This window comes from Acinetobacter genomosp. 15BJ (assembly GCF_000400715.1).
GTDB lineage: Bacteria > Pseudomonadota > Gammaproteobacteria > Pseudomonadales > Moraxellaceae > Acinetobacter.
Genome location: NZ_KE007346.1, coordinates 403,537 through 425,848, shown reverse-complemented (window position 1 = coordinate 425,848; position 22,312 = coordinate 403,537). Strand labels below are relative to the sequence as shown.

The 22,312-nt window shown below is 37.8% G+C and carries 22 protein-coding genes and 1 tRNA gene; 11 read left to right on the top strand and 12 right to left on the bottom strand.

What is annotated here, in order from left to right; translation table 11 throughout:
- From F896_RS14675 to F896_RS14705, 7 genes are all read right to left on the bottom strand, one after another.
- On the bottom strand, positions 1-1,479 hold the full coding sequence (locus F896_RS14675) for a class I SAM-dependent DNA methyltransferase (RefSeq protein ID WP_016162856.1): 1,479 nt from the start codon (positions 1,477-1,479) through the stop codon (positions 1-3).
- 3 nt (positions 1,480-1,482) lie between these two features.
- A complete protein-coding gene (locus F896_RS14680) occupies positions 1,483-3,279 on the bottom strand; it encodes an AAA family ATPase (RefSeq protein ID WP_016162855.1) in 1,797 nt (598 codons plus the stop codon).
- Position 3,280: 1 nt separating this feature from the next.
- Positions 3,281-5,599 carry an EcoAI/FtnUII family type I restriction enzme subunit R gene (hsdR, locus tag F896_RS14685; protein ID WP_016162854.1) on the bottom strand — a complete coding sequence of 773 codons (2,319 nt, stop codon included), beginning with the start codon at positions 5,597-5,599 and terminating at the stop codon, positions 3,281-3,283.
- A gap of 101 nt (positions 5,600-5,700) precedes the next feature.
- Entirely contained in the window at positions 5,701-6,672 is a 972-nt protein-coding gene (locus tag F896_RS14690; RefSeq protein ID WP_016162853.1) for a recombination directionality factor, read from the bottom strand.
- Between the two features lie 205 nt (positions 6,673-6,877).
- Complete coding sequence (locus tag F896_RS14695) at positions 6,878-7,975, bottom strand: YqaJ viral recombinase family nuclease (protein WP_016162852.1); 1,098 nt, start codon at positions 7,973-7,975, stop codon at positions 6,878-6,880.
- A gap of 151 nt (positions 7,976-8,126) precedes the next feature.
- Positions 8,127-9,182 carry a DUF932 domain-containing protein gene (locus tag F896_RS14700; RefSeq protein WP_016162851.1) on the bottom strand — a complete coding sequence of 352 codons (1,056 nt, stop codon included), beginning with the start codon at positions 9,180-9,182 and terminating at the stop codon, positions 8,127-8,129.
- A gap of 98 nt (positions 9,183-9,280) precedes the next feature.
- Positions 9,281-9,529 (bottom strand): hypothetical protein, encoded by a 249-nt coding sequence (locus tag F896_RS14705; RefSeq protein WP_016162850.1) that lies wholly within the window; start codon positions 9,527-9,529, stop codon positions 9,281-9,283.
- Between the two features lie 510 nt (positions 9,530-10,039).
- Here F896_RS14705 and F896_RS20755 point away from each other — a divergent pair.
- The 8 genes from F896_RS20755 to F896_RS14730 all read left to right on the top strand — a co-directional run bounded on the left by F896_RS20755 (position 10,040) and on the right by F896_RS14730 (position 14,773).
- Positions 10,040-10,177 carry a hypothetical protein gene (locus F896_RS20755; RefSeq protein ID WP_155765777.1) on the top strand — a complete coding sequence of 46 codons (138 nt, stop codon included), beginning with the start codon at positions 10,040-10,042 and terminating at the stop codon, positions 10,175-10,177.
- Positions 10,178-10,243: 66 nt separating this feature from the next.
- A complete protein-coding gene (locus F896_RS14710; protein WP_016162848.1) occupies positions 10,244-10,522 on the top strand; it encodes a hypothetical protein in 279 nt (92 codons plus the stop codon).
- 10 nt (positions 10,523-10,532) lie between these two features.
- Complete coding sequence (locus F896_RS20995) at positions 10,533-10,682, top strand: hypothetical protein (RefSeq protein ID WP_016162847.1); 150 nt, start codon at positions 10,533-10,535, stop codon at positions 10,680-10,682.
- A 50-nt stretch (positions 10,683-10,732) separates the two neighbouring features.
- Positions 10,733-11,149 carry a hypothetical protein gene (locus F896_RS14715; RefSeq protein WP_016162846.1) on the top strand — a complete coding sequence of 139 codons (417 nt, stop codon included), beginning with the start codon at positions 10,733-10,735 and terminating at the stop codon, positions 11,147-11,149.
- 12 nt (positions 11,150-11,161) lie between these two features.
- On the top strand, positions 11,162-11,734 hold the full coding sequence (locus F896_RS14720) for a hypothetical protein (protein ID WP_016162845.1): 573 nt from the start codon (positions 11,162-11,164) through the stop codon (positions 11,732-11,734).
- Between the two features lie 413 nt (positions 11,735-12,147).
- On the top strand, positions 12,148-12,375 hold the full coding sequence (locus F896_RS21190) for a hypothetical protein (RefSeq protein WP_016162844.1): 228 nt from the start codon (positions 12,148-12,150) through the stop codon (positions 12,373-12,375).
- 330 nt (positions 12,376-12,705) lie between these two features.
- Positions 12,706-13,566 carry a restriction endonuclease gene (locus F896_RS14725; protein ID WP_016162843.1) on the top strand — a complete coding sequence of 287 codons (861 nt, stop codon included), beginning with the start codon at positions 12,706-12,708 and terminating at the stop codon, positions 13,564-13,566.
- A 445-nt stretch (positions 13,567-14,011) separates the two neighbouring features.
- Positions 14,012-14,773 (top strand): NYN domain-containing protein, encoded by a 762-nt coding sequence (locus F896_RS14730; RefSeq protein WP_016162842.1) that lies wholly within the window; start codon positions 14,012-14,014, stop codon positions 14,771-14,773.
- Between the two features lie 156 nt (positions 14,774-14,929).
- Here the strand turns inward: F896_RS14730 and F896_RS14735 are convergent, their stop codons facing one another.
- Complete coding sequence (locus tag F896_RS14735) at positions 14,930-15,901, bottom strand: YagK/YfjJ domain-containing protein (RefSeq protein ID WP_016162841.1); 972 nt, start codon at positions 15,899-15,901, stop codon at positions 14,930-14,932.
- Positions 15,902-16,421: 520 nt separating this feature from the next.
- On the opposite strand from F896_RS14735, the gene F896_RS14740 reads away from it, so the two are divergent.
- Positions 16,422-17,279, top strand: a complete 858-nt coding sequence (locus tag F896_RS14740) for a hypothetical protein (protein ID WP_032882041.1) — start codon at positions 16,422-16,424, stop codon at positions 17,277-17,279.
- 23 nt (positions 17,280-17,302) lie between these two features.
- Here F896_RS14740 and F896_RS14745 read toward each other — a convergent pair whose 3' ends face one another.
- The gene (locus F896_RS14745; RefSeq protein ID WP_016162839.1) at positions 17,303-18,205 is read right to left on the bottom strand and encodes a hypothetical protein; all 903 of its coding nucleotides are present in this window, start codon (positions 18,203-18,205) and stop codon (positions 17,303-17,305) included.
- A gap of 192 nt (positions 18,206-18,397) precedes the next feature.
- On the opposite strand from F896_RS14745, the gene F896_RS14750 reads away from it, so the two are divergent.
- Positions 18,398-18,664, top strand: a complete 267-nt coding sequence (locus F896_RS14750) for a helix-turn-helix transcriptional regulator (RefSeq protein ID WP_016162838.1) — start codon at positions 18,398-18,400, stop codon at positions 18,662-18,664.
- A 63-nt stretch (positions 18,665-18,727) separates the two neighbouring features.
- Here the strand turns inward: F896_RS14750 and F896_RS14755 are convergent, their stop codons facing one another.
- From F896_RS14755 to greB, 3 genes are all read right to left on the bottom strand, one after another.
- Positions 18,728-19,951 (bottom strand): tyrosine-type recombinase/integrase, encoded by a 1,224-nt coding sequence (locus tag F896_RS14755; protein WP_016162837.1) that lies wholly within the window; start codon positions 19,949-19,951, stop codon positions 18,728-18,730.
- A 170-nt stretch (positions 19,952-20,121) separates the two neighbouring features.
- A tRNA-Ser gene (locus F896_RS14760) sits at positions 20,122-20,211 on the bottom strand.
- Between the two features lie 96 nt (positions 20,212-20,307).
- Positions 20,308-20,796, bottom strand: a complete 489-nt coding sequence (greB, locus tag F896_RS14765; protein WP_016162836.1) for a transcription elongation factor GreB — start codon at positions 20,794-20,796, stop codon at positions 20,308-20,310.
- A 374-nt stretch (positions 20,797-21,170) separates the two neighbouring features.
- Here greB and F896_RS14770 point away from each other — a divergent pair, with 374 nt between their 5' ends.
- Positions 21,171-22,280 carry an MltF family protein gene (locus F896_RS14770; RefSeq protein WP_016162835.1) on the top strand — a complete coding sequence of 370 codons (1,110 nt, stop codon included), beginning with the start codon at positions 21,171-21,173 and terminating at the stop codon, positions 22,278-22,280.
- The last annotated feature ends 32 nt before the right edge of the window (positions 22,281-22,312 follow it).

Here is a 22,312-nt window from a genome sequence, read left to right as displayed (position 1 = left end):
TTATTTCCCCACCAGCAGATCTTCAATTTCATCAAGCAAGCCAGATACCAATTTTTCTTTAGTTCGGATATGCTTAAGGATGTCACTTGGTGCTAAATGCTGGGCTTCCTTCTGTTTGGAGGGATTTTTGGCAGATAGATCATAATCTTCAGCCAATTTTCTAGCCGATACCGTCCATGAACGGTCAGTTGTTTCACGACTACTATAAAGCTCGACAAATTCTTTTAGGTGATCATCGGTGATAGGTTTATTTTTGGTAAGCTTTTGATCAGGCTCACATTCATAGTACCAGACATCACTGGTGCCACCGCTGCGCTCAAAAAACAGCACATTGGTTTTAACGCCTGAATATGGCAAGAACACTCCAGCAGGCAAACTTAAAATCGTGTGTAAGTTAAAATTTTCCAGTAGTTCCTGTTTCACCTGTTTAAAGGCACTGTTGGTTTGAAACAAAACACCTTCTGGCACCACAATAGCTGCTTTACCACCACTTTTTAGCGTTTTCATAAAGTGCTGTAAGAACAACAATTCGGTGGCATTACTTTGGATAGGGAAGTTTTGCTGAATCTGCGACTTCTCTTTCCCTCCAAATGGTGGGTTAGCCAAAATGATGTTGTAACGGTCTTTTTCCTGAATATCACGGATATTTTGAGTAAGCGTATTACCACGGAATAAGTTGGGCGATTCGATACCATGCAGAATCATATTCATCATGCCCATGACATAGGCTAATGAAGTCTTCTCATAGCCGAAAAAGGTATCACGCTGAATAAAATCCCATTGCTCCGTGGATAGTTTGTTCTTTTTGCTCTTCAGATGTTCAAAGGCTTCCACCAAAAATCCGCAAGAACCTGCTGCTGCATCATAAATGGTTTGCCCAGCTTGTGGATCAATTGCCTGCACCATCGCACGTACGACTGGACGAGGAGTATAAAACTCACCTGCATAACCACCAGCATCGCCCATATTTTGCAACAAACCCTCATAAACCAAAGAAAGTTCAAATAGGGCGGCCTCTGATTGGAAATTTAAGCTATCGACAATATCCAATACTTCACGCAAGGTATGACCTGAAGCTACTTTATTATCTAAATACTGGAAAATAGCACCAATTTTATAAGCAAATGAGTGCTGGTCATTACTTGAAAAAGCGGAATTTGCAAAACCCTTCAAATAAGGGAATAATTTTTTATTTACATAATCAGTAAGATCATCCCCTGTACGGGCTTTATTAATATCTAGTTTACCTTCTTTGTTTTTAGGACAAGCCCAATTTGACCACCTGTGTTCTTCATCTAGAACAGATTGATAGTCTTTACCTGAGAGAACTGACTCATCCTCTTTTTCTGACTCGTAATCATCTAAGAACTTTAAAAACAGCACCCACGAAGTTTGCTCCGTATAGTGCATAGCGCCGCTAATACCATCATCGCGGCGTAAAATGTCGGTAATACGGTCAATTTTCTGTTGCAGTGACATGGTTTAAAGTTTTCCAATAATAAAATTATACATGTTGGTAATATCTTCACTGATTTCTTGAGGTGGAATCAGGTCTATATAAGCTTGTAGTTTATCAGGATCTAGACCTAAACCTTCAGTATTGATTAACGGATCAATAACCTCTTTTGCATTTAAACGTCGTATATCATCGTTATCAGCAGAATTGTTAGGTTGTAAATAGTTGCGTTGGGCAATATCATTATTGTTGATTTGATGAAGGACACCGTAATGTGATAGTGCCGTATGCGAAAGCAAATAATTTTTTATTTCGCGGCGTTTCCAAGCCAACAAATAAGGCGATATATGAGTGCCATGCGGCCATGGAATTGCAGCCAATAAATCACGATAAGTGCGGCCATTAACTTGTACACCATCATTTACATGCCACTCTAGAGCTGCTTCGTCTCTATCGCAAATCAGAAAAATCTTGGTGGTGATTAGTGGCGATTCGATCTTACTCAGACCATGTAGCCAATCTATTTTCCCCTTACCAAAGGTCTCGCTTGCCGTTGCATAGCTAGATGATTTCTTCATAGCATGCACAGGAGCTAGCCTGCTTATATCCCAGCCAGCACGTATTACAAGTTTGGTGAAAATAATCCAATCGTTGTAATCGTCTAATAAAGCAATATTTGGTAATTTTCCACATACTTCAAATTCAACCGATTTGGCACGGGATAGCACACTAAGGCGGCTGATCAATTGTTTGATTTTATTCTCTTCATTGATACGACCATGCTCGACGACTTTCAGGTGTTCAATACGGTTTTCTTTTGCTGAAATAGAGTCCAATAGATGCGTCGTTGTAATAGAATTGCCTTGTATGCTGTGTAGCAACGACCATAGTTTTTCTACGTTTTTGTAATGTAGGTGTGAGTCTGCTTCGTCAAACAAAAATAAGGTATTCGGTGCATCAAAAAGGTCGATCAATGCATAAAGAAATAACAGTTGGTATTCACCGTCGCTTAGATGATCAAGCTCTATACCACCTTTGAAAATGAGCTTACAGCCCTGTTTATTAATAAAGTAATCATTGTCTGCCGCTTGGGTAAAAAAACTTACTTCAGGATCAAAAGTTATATTTTGCGCTTGAGCGTTTACTTCACCAGCTTCTACATCGTCTTCACCAGCTTGTGGCTGCCTTGGATAGTCAAATGAAACATCTATTAAGCAGTTCGCTGATATTTCAATATTTCTCTTACGTAGTGGTTGCTCGAACTCATAATCTCTAGAGTGAAAAGTGCTAATAAAACTGTCTAGCGAACGGAAATAAGGTGTATTTCTAAGCGTATTAACTTCGCCATTTTCTTCTCGCTTCAATGCATCTTGTATGCGACTGACATAGTTCTTATCTATTTTGAATGCACATTTTAAGCGAGTAGATTGGTCATCCCCTTCAGTCGTAGACTCATTGATATAGTCTCGCTCACGTAAGAATGAACGAACTTTACCTGTACGCTTAGTTGCTGTTGCAAGGAAAATTAGCAACTTAGACCAAGATTTATCAAAATATAGACACTCCAAACCCAATCCTCTACCTGCTTGGCGTTCGCGTTTTAGGTAAATACCAAATTTTTCAGAGTAATTTTCATTCTGACCTGAAGAAAAGCACACCACATTTAAATGTCGATGTGCGCGCTTATTTAACCTCTCTTCAAATAACGATTGTAAAATACTGGATTTTCCACTGCCGTTCTCACCAATTAAGGTTGCTACTTTATTGATATATAGAGTTTGCGGTTGGTCGTGTAGCGGGTTAGGAGATAATGTTAGTTGCATTTCAATTCACGTGATAAAGCTGATGTTGTAATTGTTTAAAGGCTGTCAAGAGATAGGCAGATTTACCACCAAAAACCATAGAAGCATCTTTTATAGTGCCAAGACCAGACAACTGAATCAAGATTGGTAAACGTTCACGCGCCAATTCTGTAGCACCAGTTTGTTCATAGCGGTTTAAAACAAAATGTAGGAATTGCTTAGCCTTTTCTTGTTCATATTTATCAAAGAAAGTACTACTCTTCCGTACAGCATCTGCTCTAGATTTTCGGGTAGCCATAGGTTGTTCAAATGCTAAAAATGCCAATAAGTCAAATATATCGCATTCATCAGCATCAAAGATGCGGCACAAGGTTGATAGCTGTTCTCTATTAAAACCAACTTGCACTAGCTTGACCAACAATTGTTCACGTAGGTCAGGATCAGACCAGATGTCCCTCAGTTCATCAACGCTTTTGAATAGACCTGGCAATTGTTGGATTAATTTTTCAACAAATTCCTGAATGGTTAGAGGTTTGCCATTTTCATCGATATAACGGATTTCCACATCGATTACTTTAAGTTCTCGATGCTGTCCTAGCTTAACTTTTAAACGAGGTTTAGGTTCATCTGATCCAGTTCCCCCTCCCTCATCTCCTTCTGGCTGCTCTGAAACATATGGTTCTGGTGTTATATCACCACCAGTATCTTTAGGTCGTAGTGTTTCAGGTTCGCCATCCCACTCCTCATCATAGAACTTATTCGTTGCTCCCCGAAAATCAATAATAGTAAAGTAGTCCTTTCCATCAAAGATACGTGTACCACGACCGACAATTTGTTTAAATTCCACCATTGAACCAACAGTTCTATCAAGCACAACATTGCGAACATTCCGAGCATCAACTCCTGTTGTTAGCATTTGAGATGAAGTGATAATGGTTGGAATGTCTTTGTCGTTATCTTGGAATTTTTCTAGTAGTTCACGACCAATTTTGCCTTCATCACTGGTCACCCGTACACAGTAATGTGGGTCTCGTATGGTTTTATATTTGTTAATCATGTCACGCATAGTCAATGCATGATTTTGGTTTTCACAGAAGACTATAGTTTTTTCAAGCAGATTAATATTATCTAAAATAGCTTTCGCAACTAGTTCTGTACGCTCATCAACGATGATCTTACGGTCATAATCTGCTACCTGATATAGATCCTGACTAGCCTCACCTTCAATGATAACATCACCATTAGTTAAGACTAGCTCATCTAAATTAGTTCTAACGCGTTTAACACGATATGGTGTTAAGAAACCATCATTAATACCTTCTTTCAATGAGTAAACATAAGCGGGTTTACCAAAATATTCATAAGTATCTACATTGTCTGTGCGTTTGGGTGTAGCCGTTAACCCCAAATGGACGGCACTATTAAAATGATCAAGAATGGCTCGCCAAGAACCTGCTTCATTAGCAGCGCCGCGATGACATTCATCAATCATCACTAAGTCAAAAAAATCCCTAGGATAAGCTTTGTAATACCCATCAATATTTTCCCTTTCAGCAATCGCCTGATAGATTGCGAAAAAAATATGTGCATTTGTTGGTACCACACCATTACGCTTACGAACTTCATCTCCATTAATTTTGATCAAGTCCTTTTCATACGGATTAAAGGTATTAATTGCTTGGTCAGCTAGGATGTTTCGATCTGCTAAAAAAAGAATGCGTGGTCGTCGTAAACCTAGATTGTTGCTGTTCCATCGAGCTTGAAATAGTTTATGCACTATTTGGAAAGCAATAAACGTCTTACCAGTACCTGTAGCTAGAGTAAGTAAAATTCGAGATTTACCTTGACCTATAGCATCAGTAGCAGCATTTACTGCTAGCTCTTGATAATAACGAGGTTGCATCACTCCTTCCAATAAAAAAGGGATACTCCTTAACTCTTGACCAATATCGGATGAAACATCATCATAACGTCGGCTTAACTCAAAAGGAGTTGGGTACTGATTTATGTAATCACCCCGTCCTGTTTCTAAGTCCAACTCATAAATTTGCTTACCATTACTTGAATAGACAAATCTCACATTCAGCTTTTTCGCATACTCAATAGCTTGCTGTAATCCCTTAGTTGGATGTTCTGATTCTTTTTTTGCTTCAATAACGGCTAAATAACGATTATCTTTATACAAAAGATAATCGACAAAACAACGCCTGCCACGAGTACCGCCTGTTAATTTACGACCATCTGTAAAATAATGCTCACGAATAATGTTTCCTGCTTGCCAAGATGCCTTCACAAGTGCAGGATCTATATAGTTCGCTCTAGTATCTGCCTCTGATCTCATTATCTTTTATACAATTATTTGATTTATTAAATAATATTACACAAAAAAAATTGACTAACAAGCAAAAAAGAGAATCCTACAAATCGGATTCTCTTCTACACCTAATTCACCGCCCTCACACTCCCCTGTAATCCTTTTTGTATATCCTGCACAAAGTCTTGCCCTTGCTGCAATTTAGGCTTTGATTTCGCCCTTACCTTTGATTTAGCCTGAACATGCTCAACCTGTTGATGTTCTTCTTCAGAATTCTTATCCGTATAAAACTCCTCCACCAAATCCAAGCCCTCTTCAGAATTCACCTCAAACTTAGCATTGCCATAACCCTGTCGTGCTATTTGATCTAAAGCATGTTGATTAAATCCTGAAGCCTTGCTTTGTTGGTCAATCTCCTTAGCCGTTTGAATGGCTTGTTCAAGATTGACACCATCTCTTAAAGTTAAATCGACGTAATACACTGGCGTTCGATAGCTTTGTGTGGTGCTCTTTCCCCTCAAGGTCAATTGCAATGGTAGACATGAAAGTAAGCCATTGGATGCTGCATGGTAGTAAGACAAGCGAGCTGCCAAAGTACGGATACTATTAAAACCAGTGGTTCTAAAAATAAACGTCCCTAATTCATCCGACTCATTTAGATTGACATGTAATCGACCAAAGGGTTTACAGTTCCCTCCTTGTGCCAATGCACATAAATCAGGTGATGGGCATGGATGTTGTTCAATGCCTTTGTTGGTTTGCCTTTGACAAGTCTCACCATTACCAATACATACAGGGCGTCCCGTTTGTCGATCAAACAAACTGTATTCTGCTCGTAGGTTCAATTCAGGATCATTAAAGATCATTCTGACTGGAATTGAGCGCAATTTGGGTGTTTGATTTTGATTCTGTTGATGGTTTTGATTCGCTCGTAGTTGCTCATCCAATGGATGTTTTACCCACCCGTCCTTGTTTTGGATTTGAGAGGTAATGGTGAATTGATCATCCTTTTCAGGGATGCGTTTGCCGTTCTTTTCGACAATCTTACCAATGCTGATTCGTCCAAGTATCGGTGGTGTAATGGCTAAGCCTTTAATCATGTTGTTGTCCTCTTCAGTTATTTGTTACCAATGTTCGGTTGATATGTAGAAATCAATCATTTTTAAATGCATATTAAACTTCGCAATTCAGTCCATTTTGTTCTCTGTAAGTACTTCGGTGCTTACAGAGAACGGGGGCTGTTTTGCGATTTTTTGCAGATATGCGCTAAATTGGGTTTGGGCTTGAGTTAGGATGAATTTTTATTTATTCATCATCTTTGCTATAGATATTGAAACGTCGTGAACCTTGTTTCGTTTGTGGGAACTGGTTGAGATATTCAGGGTGTAGTTTGAGTAGCGCCTTACTGTCTAAGCTGATTGAGTCCTTTGATCTCTTCCACGTCACTGAACCTGTGCTAAATACTGCCCGTTCAGCATTCTGCATCTTGGCTTGTAATTGATGTTTGAGTTGATCGAAGTTTTCTTGACTGGTTTCAATTTGATGTCGTGCTTGAAGCAATTGTTTAAACTGTTGATTGGCTTGTTCGTCCTCGGATAAGTCTGTGGTACTCAGTGGTATATGTTCGGGATAAAGCAGTTGTAGGGCTTTGGCTGCGGATTCGGATGCATCCGCATCAGGTGGGGTGTCCTTTTCCACACATTCCCAGAAGTAGCGTTCGACATTGACGATGTGCTGGATCACCGATTCACTCCGTGTCACTTTGAAGATACGGGTTTCATGCCCACAGATCAGCACACAGATATGTGCTGCCTTTTTACCTGTGACTGCCAGTTGATGTTGAACTTGGCATAGCACGTATAAAGGTACGCCATCTCGCCACAGTTTTGCGCCGTACTCCCCAGCGGTTTTGCATTCTAAAACTTGAACGTCTTCGCTTCCTACAACTGAGTAATCTAAGTTTGCCAACATAAAATGCTTATCTTCGTCAGGATGTTGCAATACAGCATTGACGCGACGGACTTTGTTGTTGGTGTGCATGCTGTAGTATTCAGCGACTAAGGGTTCGAGACGTTTGCCCCAATACAGGGGTGCATGTCCTTCGCTTTCATCTTCAATATTTTGTTGGATGCGTCCTGTTTTAATCATCCATAGTTCTAGCATCGACATATAGGGATTGAGTCCACAGGCTGCTGCACAATCGCTACTGCCGATGCCTTGTCTGCGTATTTCTAACCATTCGGCTTGACTAAGTTTTTTGGTCTCAACGAAGCGTTTGGCTGTAAATAGTTTGCGACGATCTGTTGTTATCGGTTTTGAGGGTATGGTTTGAGGTGGGAATAATGGCGGTGTGGTGGGTCTATTGACTGTTGTTTTGTAATGACTGGGTTGTGATCTATTCATGGGTATTTCCTCTAATTGATAAATTTAGGGCATAAAAAAACCACATCCGTAGATGTGGTTTTTTGAGATAAAATGGGTTGAATTTTGATATTTTATTTGCTGATGCTTAGTCTAAATAATTTACAGGCTCTTGAAACTTTGCATATAAAGCTTAAGTAATCATTCTTAAAGCCTGTTCTAATCCTCGTTGCTTTAAACCAGCCCCTGCACCAAACCAAGCTGAATCCAGTCGATGATCTTGACTCATAGAGCGACGCTCATGGTCTGAAAATTCGGTGATGGAACAGAGTAAGCCATAGGCAGTTTCCTTAGCTGAGGAGAGCTCTGCGCCACGTCCATGCCCATTGAACATGGTCATCACTTTCGACATTGCACGGCCATTGGGTTCTGCTTTTGTTTTTGTTACGCTCGTTTTAATTGACTCAACTTGATTGTTAGCCACATTGCGATAGAACTGAATGATGCCTTCATCCTGTTCTGTTTGGCTGAGGGTCGTATTGTTAAACACAGCATCGAAATAAGCAGCCGCTTCTTGTTGAGTCACTTTACGTTGACTGAGCTGTTTCATTTCATACATGTGTTCATCCCATGCACGCACTGAAATACCCAATTGCTGTTTGATCTTGTCTGCATCAAACTTGGTACTGTGAGGTACTTTAACCACACCTCGACTGGCGTCTTGCCCTTTGAGCGCTATGGCTAAGGTGTTGTTACACACAACACGGATTGAAGTGAATTGTGCGGTAGTGGCAAGTGTCCCATCACAGGCAGTGGCGAGGAGTATGTAGCCATTACTGACATCTTTGCCTTTGAGTGCTGTCGTTTGCCCTGTGCGTGCCAATGCCCAGAATTTCTTACCCCCTTTGAGGACGCCTGCGGTTTCCAATTCAAAGCCTGATTGTTCGGTTAAATCTTTGTAGAAGTGTAGAATCTCTTTAGGTTGAACTTCTTGATAGCGTTGACTGACCACAGATAAAGGGGCATGGGTATCGGAACGGTATAAGACACGTTGTTCTTCATAGGGCATGATAATGCTTTGCCCACGTTGATTTTGTGCCATGTAGCTAACATCAGATGATTCTATACGCCAGTCCATGCCTGCTTGTTGTGCCCAGACTTCAATCGGTTGGTTTTGAGAAAGCTTATTGCCCAAGCCATGCCAAGGGGTTGTACCCACATATGCCATTTGTTCGATAAGATGTGCCATAAAATATAGTCCTAATTTAAGATAATTAATTTTTTGAATTTAAAAATGAATATGCTATTTACGATCGTAGTGATTGCGTTGAATGCTTGCTGAACAAGCTATTTGCTAAAAGGTGATCGTGCGTTATTTGGCGTTTGTTCGGCAATGACTAGAATCACACCACCCAACATGGCACCTGCAACCCCACCAATAAAAGGTGAATAGCCCAAGGAACGTGCCAGTGACATCCCCAATAGGGCTAAAGTGGTCGGTGAATTGGTTAAACCTAAACCTTGCATCATGGGCTTCATCGTTCCACGTTGCGGAAACATTCCTTCTTCTTCTTGATCAAAATCTCGATACGGCATAAAAAACTCCTGATAGTGAATAACAATGTTGCTGTTCCTTGACCTTGTTGTAAGGTAAACAAACGCGCTTTCTTCACTGAGGTGTTATGTATCTGAAATTATTTACATTCTATTTTTGATTGTTTTTAGCTCGTTATCACAGTTTAGTACGTAAATGAAATTGACCCCAATCAGGCTTGGCATTATGATGTGTTTGCTGGTCTACATCGCCAGTCGGTTTTAGCAGACCGTTCAGCCAAAGCACACTAAAAAGTCTAACTTTTTGGTGGGCGACCCTGCGTGCCCCCTCTGCGGTGGAACGGGAGGGGGACACCTTCAGGTGTGCTGATCCTTTGGCTATCAGTCTGCTAACCCCCTTTCGTTCTGCCACCATTATTTAGCAGTAATTGGTAGAACTTCTTTATAGCCAAAGGAGTCAATCATGACTGTTTCTTTATTTTTAAAATTTCGCTTTATTCTCATTTTATCTCGCCTCACTCAGCTGAATCGTATCTCTACATTGCTTCAGTAATGAAGATCATTGTACGTCTGATTTTAATCGTCGCTGTATTGATCTGGTTGGGACCTGCTGTCATTGGATTTTTGCTGATGATGTTGCTGTTTTGGCTATTGGTTGAACTGGCTGGCTGCAATAAGCCTCTTCAGTAAATCATTTCATTTCTACGCCTTTTGAAGTCAGACACCATTCATGCTCTATTTATGGCGAGAATCATCATGTCTGTTTTTTATCATCTGCCCATTCTTGGGATCACGCTGTTCACGGCTGTTGTATTAGCAGGTTGTGAAAGCAAATCTAAACGTGACTTTAATGCAGGTTGTCAATCGGGAGGTACAGATCGTTCTACCTGTTCCTGTGTCTATGACAAGCTCGAAGCACATTATTCCCCTGCTGTGATGGAGAAGCTGGCTCAACAAAATGTCAGTCGTCTTGATCTACCGCAAGATTTTGGCGAGCAAATGTATCGCGCTGCACAAACTTGTCAAACATCTTAGGAGGGAGGTCATGCAAATCAAACACTATCTGATTGGAATTTATATCGTGATTGCCCTGCTATTTTCTGTTTATTTAAAGGGATGCAGTGCCACAGCCGATCGAAGCTATGCCTATAACTTAGGCAAAGCCGTGGTATGGCCGATCTCGATGTTTAATTAATATCACTCAATTAAAAATGTATCGAACAACAATAATCAGGATTCAATTTTATGAATAATCGAATCAAATGCTTTTTACGGTCAGGTGCTGTTTTTACCTCCCTTTCTATAACCTCAGTCTGTCATGCAGATATGAATCAGGTCATGGCATTGATCAATACACCAGCCAATGCGCCCGTCGTGAAACGCTGTGAGGGTAATATTAACTGCAATGCTTTTGTTGCGATTAGCAAACAATGGCAAATCATCCCCAAAGGTGATCGACTCCGTTATTTTATATATAGCGCTGATCTGAATGCCATGATTAGAGAAGGCAAAGACCTAAAAGAGCCAAAGTTAATGGATATTGATGACTTTGCTTATCAAGTCTTTGATTATCATGCTGAGAATGGCAATGACCGATGGTTATACGTCAAAGGTTTAGCGGTGCTGAAGTATGTGCAACGTACTCAGTTTTCGTCACAGTAAGAGGATTCCATTATGAAAAAATTAATCCTAGTAACTTTGATTATGTCGACACTCTCTGCCTGCCAAAAGAAACCTGATGAGCATTCCTCAGCAGTATCCTCGGAGGCACAAGCATCTATAGATACCCAAACTCAAACTGAATCTAATCTACAAGTAAAAGAGCAAGAAGCCGAAGCTATTGCCCATGATCGTTATGATCCTGATAGTACTTACACAGGGGCTGATAATATTGATATTCCACCACCTCAGCTTAAACGTGAGTTATTGGCAGGTGAAGCACTCGAAGTCAAATACCGCCCTGTGGATGCTTACCCAAACTTTCAAGTCATCACAAGTACTGTTTATGAAACCACTCGCCTAAAGGTAGTGTCTGAAGTGAACGATGTGATTGATAAAGTCGAAATGGACAATCCAAACTGTAAAGTCGTAGGGCTAGAGCCATTTACCACTAAATTTCCGAGTGTGTCTTATTACGGTGCAATATTTAACATTGTTTTAAAAGGCTGTTCTGCTGAGGAAATTAAGGAAGTCTATCTGTATACCACACATGGCAAAATCACCTATCGTGCTATTGTTGAGCAATAAGTGTTTAAAATCAATACAAATAAATCTCCACTTTTTTTGTTTCGGCTCAGTACCCAACATTGAATCAGTACAAATATTCATGTCGAAGCTGAGTTGAAACCGCAATATCTTTCAGAGAAAAATATGTCTAATACTTCACTCATTTTACCTGTGTTGTTATCATTTACACTTCTCGGTGCTTGTAGTCCAGCAAAGACAAAGCACAAGCAACCGAACCCGCTCAAACTCCTAAAACTGATCCAAGTGAACAAAAAACACCTCATGATGAAGTTCCAGTTTTATCTGAAGCAGAATCAAATCCAGTCCCTCAGGAAAATGAATCCCTCAATACTGAACAAGCTGAAGCTGAAACACCAGCACAGGTCGAAGAACAGTTTGATATTCGGGTCTATCGTGCTGAATCTCAAGGTTCAATGACGGGTTATATTGATAAGATTGATATCACGTCGCTCAATGACCAAGCCACCACGATTACAGGCATCCAAATCAATCGGGGCAACTGTGGCGTTACTCGTATGTACGATTACCAAAATATGCGCTATGGCTCAGTGGCTTTGGCTTATCCACGTTGTAAGGTGAAATACATTCGTGAGGTGAGGATCAGTACAGCAAATGGAACTTATGCTTATCGGATTGAGTAAAACTTTGACACTAATTTTAAGATTTTAGCTTATTGATTCGAGTGTTTAATAGAAATAAATAAAAGCACTAAATGGTGATCAATGAGTAGGTGTCTGCTGGAACTTGAATAATCATGAAAATCAGTTCAAGTGCGCTAAACCCTAGAACTAGTTACTTTAAGATATTGATGGTAAAGAGGAAAATTCAAGCATTACGCATTAGCTGTATTCTACTTTTGTTAGGGAAGCTCTTAGACAGTTGACTTTATAAACTAATATAAAGGAAGATATATGTCCCCATGTCAAAACAAATAGTAAAAATAACAGCTTATAGTTTAACTACGGATATTCATGAAATTAAAACTTAGATACCTAACTATATTTAATCGCATATTTAATGCTGAAAGCGGATATCTTCTAGATTTTAGTGATAGAACCCTTACACAGTTCTTTGATGAAGAACTCAATATCGACATTGATGATGAGCAATACAAAGAAGATGGGACAAGTAAAGCTAAACGCGTACGCTGCCTTCTAAAAAAAGTCGATGCAGATACTGCTTTGCGTATTTTAGATAAATTATGGTTATATCGAATGGCTCTAGATGCATCTGGGGCGACTCAATATCTAGCTGAATACCATGCTTTGCTAACAAGTATAAAGTCTTTAAACAAAAATTTATCCGCTGGTTTACCACCCAAAAACTCATTTATTGGAATTGATTACAGTCATTTAATATCAGAAATGGATAGGATTAAACTTTTACTTCCTCATCCTCGTGGATATGCATTTGAACTATGGTTAAATGAGCTATTTAAAGTGTTTCAAATGGCGCCTAAAGGGAGCTTTAGAAATACTGGGGAACAAATAGACGGTAGTTTCAGAATGGATGGAGCTTACTATTTAATGGAAGCAAAATGGCACAGTAAAGAAACTCCTGCTAGTGATCTACACGCATTTCAAGGGAAACTCAATGGAAAGGCTTCGTGGACTAGAGGTGTTTTTATCAGTTGGCAAGGATTTAGTAGTGATGGTTTAATTGCTTTTGGAAATGGTAATAGAATCGTTTGTATTTCAGGAAAAGACATATATCAATGCTTGAAGTCAAACATACCTTTTCCTGTCTTATTAGAAGCAAAGTTAAGACATGCATCTGAAACAGGTGAATGTTACATTGCATATGAAGATATTAAGAACCTCCCTAAAACTTAGATATAAGACGAGCAATAATAACATTTTTATTATCTGACATAAAATTTCTTATGCGAAATTTAGATGTTAAAATCCAATTAAAAATTATTTATAAAATCTAAGTTTTACTAGCTTAAATCTGATCAGACAGTTACCCATTATTTAATGTGCGTGTTAGATTAAATTTGAATTAATTATATTAGCCCTCGCTAAATTTAACGACCTAAATTCTTCAAGAGGGGGATTTCATTTTTAATTCAGTAAGTGGATAATTGCAATTGAAATCGATCATCCATTCAACTTTAGCATATAAAAACTAAATACTATACTTGACTCAAAAAAATCTTAGGCATTTCTACTTATGAAAACCAGAATTAAAATGTAAGAAGAAAATATTGACAACAAGTTGTTGAAATTGTTATTTTATTGTTATAATTTTGATTAATTTACTGATAAATATTTAAAAATGTCTGAATTAAATAATTTAAAACTTGCTGTCCTAATAGATGCTGACAATGCTCAAGCTTCCGTTTGTGAAAACTTATTGAAAGAAATCGCCCGTTTCGGCACAGCGCACATTAAAAGAATCTATGGCGACTGGACTAAACCAAATCTAAAGTCTTGGAAAGAAGAGTTACATAAACATGCAATTCAACCTGTTCAACAATTTAGCTATACTTCAGGGAAAAATGCGACAGACTCTGCCTTAATTATTGATGCAATGGACTTACTGCATCAAAGTCATTTAGATGGATTTTGTTTAATTTCTTCAGATAGTGATTTTACAAGACTAGCAACAAGAATTCGGGAGAATGGTTTAGTTGTATATGGATTTGGTGAAAAAAAGACTCCAAATGCCTTTATTGTTGCATGTGATCAATTTATTTTTGTTGAAAATTTGACGCCTAAAGTTGAAGAAGTAACATCTATTATCGGACTAGAAGATCAGAAACAGCCAAAAACGACGAAAAAAGTTGAACTATCTAAAGATAAAAAGTTAAAGGAGGCTCTGAGAGTTGCTATTAATGCATCCTCTAAAGATTCAGATTGGGCTGCTTTATCTGGAGTAGGAGGATATATGATTAAAAGTGATCCTTCCTTTGACCCTCGCAATTATGGTTATGAGAAATTAGGTGCATTAGTTGAAAATCTCAATTATCTTGAGATAGATAAACGTAAGCCTAATGACTCATCCCATATAAATCATATATATATCCGATTTAAATGATTTTCTAATTTCTGCCATTCAACATTTAGCATCGATCAGCACTGCAATTTTCTGTAAACTGAAGTAGATGATTTAACCTCTCTATCGCACTTATTTGATTGATTCACTCCCCATAAGATGTGTAATGCTGTAATACATTACACATCCCTTCCCATATCAATCGTAGTAATCTGTACACAACCTAAAGCCTTTCGCTACTGATAAAGTGGAAGCAACACAGCTTCTGCGCTTTTCGATCTCATACTGTCCTTTACCAAAGCTCCTCATTCTAGCCACTTTAGCTCTCAGATACTGATTCTCCTTTTCAGGATTCACTAAATAAATGGCTGCATTGACCGCATTCTCAACTTGCTGAGGATTATTACGATGGATCATACCGATGCCCAATGTCCCCTTTTGTTGAAATTGCGCCTTGTACTCAGGTGCGTTACAGATAAAGACATACCCTTTGTTCGCCGTGATTTCACTCCAACACTGTCCTACCTGTATCGCCATACCAAAATCTTTCTGATGCTTATGTCCGTCATAGATCAGTAACACATGACAGTGGTAGCCCTTTTTGCCTCCTTGTTCTATCGCCCATGCATAACCTTGTAGGTCTTTGAAACAAGTATCTTGATTCTGCATTCGATTTATAAAGGTACGTAAATATTCATAGAATTGCTCAATACCAATCTGATGTTGATACTTTAGCTCAATACTTAAATCTATCCGTATAAACAGCAATTTAGAATAATGCTGTGTCAGTTGTTTTATATACTCTTCTAAACCATTCTTATTTTTATTTTCTTGTAACTTAAACGATATCAATTCATCTTGAATATCACGATAAGCCTCTAGAGCAATGGTTGTCAGGTAACGTAACTGAAATTCTTTTAAATCATCAATAGTGGTGATTGATGATGAGCTTAAATATTCATCAAATGCATGTACCATTCTTCGAAATACATTAATACTTATACTATACTTTAAATGCACTTGATATATGGTTTTAAACAAAGAAGATAATTCAACGAATTCAGAACTAAACTGCTGTGGATTAAATTCTTTGATGCTGATTGATTGTATAAATTGATCTATCCTAATCAGCACTTCTGACTCATTTACAATTGTTGGTAATATACACATATCAATATCCTAGTGATGGTTTAACTCATATCACTAGGGAGTTAGTTATCTTTTACTTAAAAGCTCATAGTATGTAATCAATTGAGATTAATAGAATATTAATTAGATACAAATGATATATATATATTCATTATATTAATAACCGATTAAGCAATATTTAATCAATCCCTGTCTCACACATCAAATTTTAAAACTCTTCATCCTGTCAATAGGCAGATTCTTAGAATTTAGAACAAGCTAAAGTTAAGTCAGGATTTTCATTCCTAATTCTGAAAAGACAACTTCATCCTTTCTCAATTCATCTAAAACCTATAGAACAAGTTTATCTGTTACAAAGCAATACTTAAAACCATAAAATTCGATTACATAAAATACTAAGTATTTGTTTTTTATATTTAATAAACTATTAAAATCTTCAATATATCGCTAATATTTCATGAGTATAACGCTTATTTTTCTCTCGTATATATCTAGTTTTTCACTTATAATTCCACTAAAGATTCTACATAGTGATAACAAAATGCTCCAAGGAAATGATGCCAAGCCTTTTAAAGATGATCGAGGCTTTACCGATAGAGATATAAATTGGATTTGGAATTTTAATAAACTTTATCAATATCACCCTTATGTCCAATCTAGCTCTATTTTAGAAAAGAGAAAAATCGTACATAATCTATTCAATAATGAGAGAGATGGAGCGTACTTTCTAGAGAGAACACTTAGGGAAAAAGACAATTTCTTAATTAATGAAAAAGACTTAGCATGGATTAAAACCTCAAGCGAAAGAATGATAATATTTACCATCAATACATTAATTAAAATGAATAATTTATATGTATTTAATTTAATTCAAACTAATGATCGCAACTACCTTATAGAATTAATTGATAGTATAAATTTAAGTAAGGATTTAAAAATAAACCAAATAAATCAAATAAAATCGCTTTGGGCTAATTTCGAAAGTAAAGATAAGGATATTAAATGGCTAAATGATAAAAACATTGAACAGGTGAGTTGGGCTTGGGACTATCTAAAAAAAACAAATAACTTAGTTTTTTTACCTAACCAGCCAACAGAATCTTTACATCGTTATTTTTATGTTCTTGCTTCTCTTGACTTTATGGGTTTCTTAAAAAACTCTGATGCCAAACAATTATTTTTGAATAACATGAAAAAAACGTGGTCTCAAAAAAAATATAGAGATTCTGGTAAAATTAAAAAGCCTCACCATCTCCCATTAACTAAAAATAGACATGAACAATTAAAAAACTTAGCAGAGTATTTCAATAAATCTATTCCAGATGTATTAGATTTTGTCATTGATAAAGTTTACACCGAATGCATGACTGATGCTGAGGGGAAACCCAAGAAATACTAAAAGATATTTTTTCCTCAAAAGTATTATTTTTGTGGTTTTTTCAGGATCTTTGCCAGCAGATCAGTTTCTTTTCTTAACAAGTTTTTGATGACTTCTGGCTGATAGGCTGTATTGAACGGAAGTTGTTTTTTTAGCAATATTGATGGATCTTGCATATTTAAGGCTTTGTTTAGTTCACTACATTCGACACGGATTTCTCTAATTTTATTGGTATAGGTTTGTGCCCGAGTGGCTGTCATTATTTTGGCTGAGCCAAGTTTATAACGTGGAAGATTCTGTTTAAAGTGATCAAACTCTTGCTGGAGTTTTACTAGATTTTTAGTTTTTTCTGCTAATTGTGTTGCAATCCATTCCTTGTCAAATTGCTTTAGGAGAATATCTAATTCAGATAAAACACTATCTACAGCAGCGTTCAAGTTTTGCCATTTCCCCTGCTCTTTGGCTTTATTCAACATAAAATCAAAAATAACTTGATGCTTTTTATAGAGCACATCTTGATAGCGTTTCTGTGCTCCACGAATCCCTCGAATCCTTGTATGAATTTTTCGGCTATATAAAATATCAACATTCATACTGGCATACTTACTCAGTATACTTTTGTACTGTATTTTGATCTGTTTATCAGTAAGTTGTTCCAGTTCGTCTATTAAGTTAACAAGCCCATCTAAAACCTCAAAAAAGTCATGGCTTGAATAAATTGTGTTATATCTTTGAACCGTAATCGGCTGTTGCATAAGTTGAATGATTGTTTGAACTTCATCCACGTTGGAAAAACTGCGGATTTCTAGCAATGCATTGAGATTTAGTTCGTCTCGATCAGGCGCTTCAATTTCATGCTCATATTTTGATTTTGTACAGTAGTTAAGAAAGCCTTGGCACACTTCAAATACGAAGACACGTAACTCTTCTTGTTCAACATAAGCCATAAACCAAACATTCCAATTATTTATTATTTATCAAATATATTTTATATCATTATAGTGCAGTAATTCTTTACTTTACCAGTATTATTTTAATCCTTAATATGAATCAATATGATTGTGGCATAGCGAGTCAGATAGGATCCAGTGAATGAGATTCTTGACTTAAATACAAATTAATTTCTGGGAGCATATGCCATGCTAGAACACCGTTATCGTGTTAAAGATTTAGTCAATTATCCTGAGCGTACAGCCAAGGATTATATCGATCGTGGTGGTCGCCATCGTCGATTATCGTATAAGCCTGCAACAAAGGGGCTATTAAATATTGCAGAATCTACCTTTTGGAAAATGATCCGTCGAGGTGATTTTCCTGAACCGACTTATTTAACGGCAAGTATGCCCACTTGGGCTGAAAGTCAAATTAATGGTTGGCTTGAACAGAAAGTACCCAAAGTTGCATAAAAGCTTAAATGCCTGTCATAGACAGGCTTTTTTATTCTTTTATTTGTATGAGATCAAATCTTTTTACAAACTCTGTGCTGAAACATCTAGCAGAGATTCCAAATAATCCGCCCACTCCTGCATCATCTCTCGACGATTGTTTAGGAATTTGGTGCGGTTGTAGGCTGTACCATTGTTGTCTTTCACCTTATGTGCTAATTGGTGCTCAATATAATCTACACGCTGTTCCAATATTTCATCCAACATGGTTCGTGCTGTAGCTCTTAAGCCATGTGCCGTCTGTTTACCCCCATAGCCCAAGCGTTTCAATGCCGTATTAATCGTATTGTCTGATAGATAAGTTTTTGCATCACGTCCAACAAATAGATATTCACTGTGTGGATGCAGATCAATGATTGACTGCACCAATTCAAATGCTTGATCGGACAAAGGAACCACATGCTGTTGTTTGGTTTTACTGGTAATGAATTTAAAGCAGCGCTCTTCTGGATAGTAATAAGCCTTTTTAAGCTTACGGATTTCTCCGGGTCGTTGAAAGGTCAAGACTGATAACTTTAAGGCAACTTGAGTGGTGATCAAGCAACGTGCATGTAATTTTGAATAATTCCAGATTTTATTCAGCATCGGTGTGAGGTCTTGTTCTTCAGTTACCGCTGCAAAATTTCCTCCTTGAGGATTAGGCAAATCAATATCTTCTATTGGGTTGTATTGAATCAGTTTCTTTTTTCGTGCTGATTTAAAGATTTGATTTAAATCTGACTTTAATCGTTTAGCAACAGATAAAGCTTCACGATCAATAATTCGTTGGAATACTTTGACTTCTAATACGTCTACAGTCAGTTGCGGAAAGCTCATCTCACCAATGTAAGGATAAGCATCATGATTTAATCGGCGTAAGGTTTCTTCATCTTGTTTGCCTTCTAGTTCTCTCTTTTTAAGCCACTCTGTACTGACCACACGAAAGGTATGCTCAGCTTCTTTCTGTTTTTGATTTTTGGTTTCTAAACGTACTGTGGCTGGATCAATGCCCTGCTTGATTAATTTCTTGTATTCATCACGAACTGTACGTGCTTCTTCGAGCGTCACTTCAGGATAAGTACCTAAAGACAAATCATTGCGTTTTGCGATATAGGGACGGGTATAGTTAAATATCCAGTATTTGCTGCCATTCGAATCGATACGTAAATAAAGATTACCTCCATCTGGAAGCTTATACATTTTATCAGGGTTCGCTTTGGCTTTTTTAACCTGTAAAGCAGTCAGTTTATTAATTCCACGTGCAGTCATAGCGTATAAACAAAAAAAAATGCAGTAAGAGATTATCTTACTGCATTTTTTACTACTTTATAACCGCTCATTGACGTACTGTGTCATAGCCTGCTATATCGTTTGTTTCTAACTTTAACCTTATAAGTCAATTACTTATATAGTGTTAAACAGTGTCAGAAACTTCAATGTGGCGGAAGCGGTGAGATTCGAACTCACGGAGGACTCACACCCTCGTCGGTTTTCAAGACCGGTGCATTAAACCGCTCTGCCACGCTTCCAATGGCGGCTATCATATAAATAAAAGTTCAACTTGGCAAATCTTTTATTCAAAATAATGCATCAACCGCTCAAAATAAAATCAACACCCTGTAATTTTAAACATTTTCAAGTTTTTCATAGCGAATTGAGTTGATATACCACAGTTTTTTGCCCAATGGAGTATGTACTTCAACTTCATCATCCACTTGTTTACCCAGTAAAGCTCGAGCCATGGGTGACTCAATCGAAATATGTTGTGGATGGTGATCATAGATTTCGTCGACACCCACGAGACGCAATTTTTTTTGCTCCCCTGCATCATTTTCTATTTCAACCCAAGCACCAAAGTAGACTTTTCCCTCCTGCTCAGGCACATAATCGACAATTTTTAATTCTTCTAAACGTTTTCCTAAGTAGCGAACCCGACGATCTATTTTTCTAAGTATTTGTTTATTATATTGATAATCAGCATTTTCGGAGCGATCGCCAAGGCTTGCCGCCCAGTTTACTTTTTTAGTGATTTCAGGACGTTCGTCATGCCAAAGCTTTTTTAGCTCAGCGACCAATAAATCATGTCCAGTACGCGTAATTAAATTCGATTTCATAAGCCCAAATACGTTAATACAACAGTCCATTTACAAGTTTTTGCATTGTATGCCTTATTTCGCCACGACTAAAGTGTATAAATTTTATTCTTTTCCAAATCATAGGTTTGTGATGTAACTCTCAATTTTTTATTGTGCAAAATTTGACATTCTTGGTTTTGCCGCTTAATATGCGCCCCTAAGTTTGTTTTTGTTTATTTTTTATACACTTTGTAAATGTTGTGAAACATTTGCACCATCTTTCCCTTTAACTCAATGTCATTACTGAATGACGTTCATGACTTGCCCACCCTTATTGAATTTATCAACTTTTAAAAGTTAAGGCAGTGTTTTGCTGAACTTTTTGGGCATAAATTACCTGTAGCGGAGACAACATGCACAGTAATTCAAGTTCTGGGTCGAGGCCTAGCCTTAACTCTTTATCTTCCAAACGACCTTTTCAAGCTTTAGCGTTAGGAGCTGCAATCCTTCCTTTCAATAGCTTGAATGCTGAAAAATCACATCAATACAATACGGTTGTGAATACCAACGTTTTAACTGTAGTTGCAGTTGAAAGTCCAACCACAGTCTTTAAAGACGGCCAATTCCAACATGGTTTTGGTTATGACTTAGTGCGTAACTATGCACAAAGCTTAAATGTAAAGCTTGATTTCAAAACCGTTCCAGACAATGCCACGGCATTGAAATGGGTTGCTCAAGGTAAAGCGAACATTGCCATGACAACAGCCAATCTGGCTGCGATTGAAAATAAACAACTGGTTTCATTTTCGGCAAGTTGTGGCGATCAAGCAAGCTTAAGCAAAAATGGTTTAAATCCTCAGTTAAACTGGGTGTTTAAGCAAGCTGATGATCCCCTCACACTCACGGCGAGTGGTTTTATCTGTCAAAGTAAGCAATCGGGTACAACCCAGCAATTGGCCTCATTCTATAACCGCAATGTGGTTAAACCAGAGTCTTGGTCTACGATTCAAAGAGATTTGAATCAGCGCTTACCGATTTATAAGGCAAGCTTTAAACAAAGCGCATCTAAATACAATCTAGATTGGCACTTACTCGCAGCAATTGGCTATCAAGAGTCTTATCTTAAACCGAGCTCAGTTTCTCCCACTGGCGTACGTGGTTTAATGATGTTGACCAACAGCACAGCCAAAGCGATGGGCGTAAGTAATCGCTCAGATCCACTGCAAAGTATTCAAGGTGGTGCGAAATATTTTGATCTCATGTTAGATCAATTTGACAATGTGCCTTATCCAGACCGTAATTGGTATGCTTTGGTTGCATACAATATGGGTCCTGGTGCAGTCAGCCAGATTCAGAAACGTATTCGTGCACAAGGTAAAGACCCAAATCAGTGGGTCAATTTATATGACTATTTACAGCGTAACCAAGCACGAAATGGTCGATATAAACAAGCCGTACAATATGTGACGCGTATTCGTACCTATTTAGAACATCTCAAAACCAATAGCCGTATTGATGTATAACTGAATAGATATAAAAAAAGCTTACCTCTGGG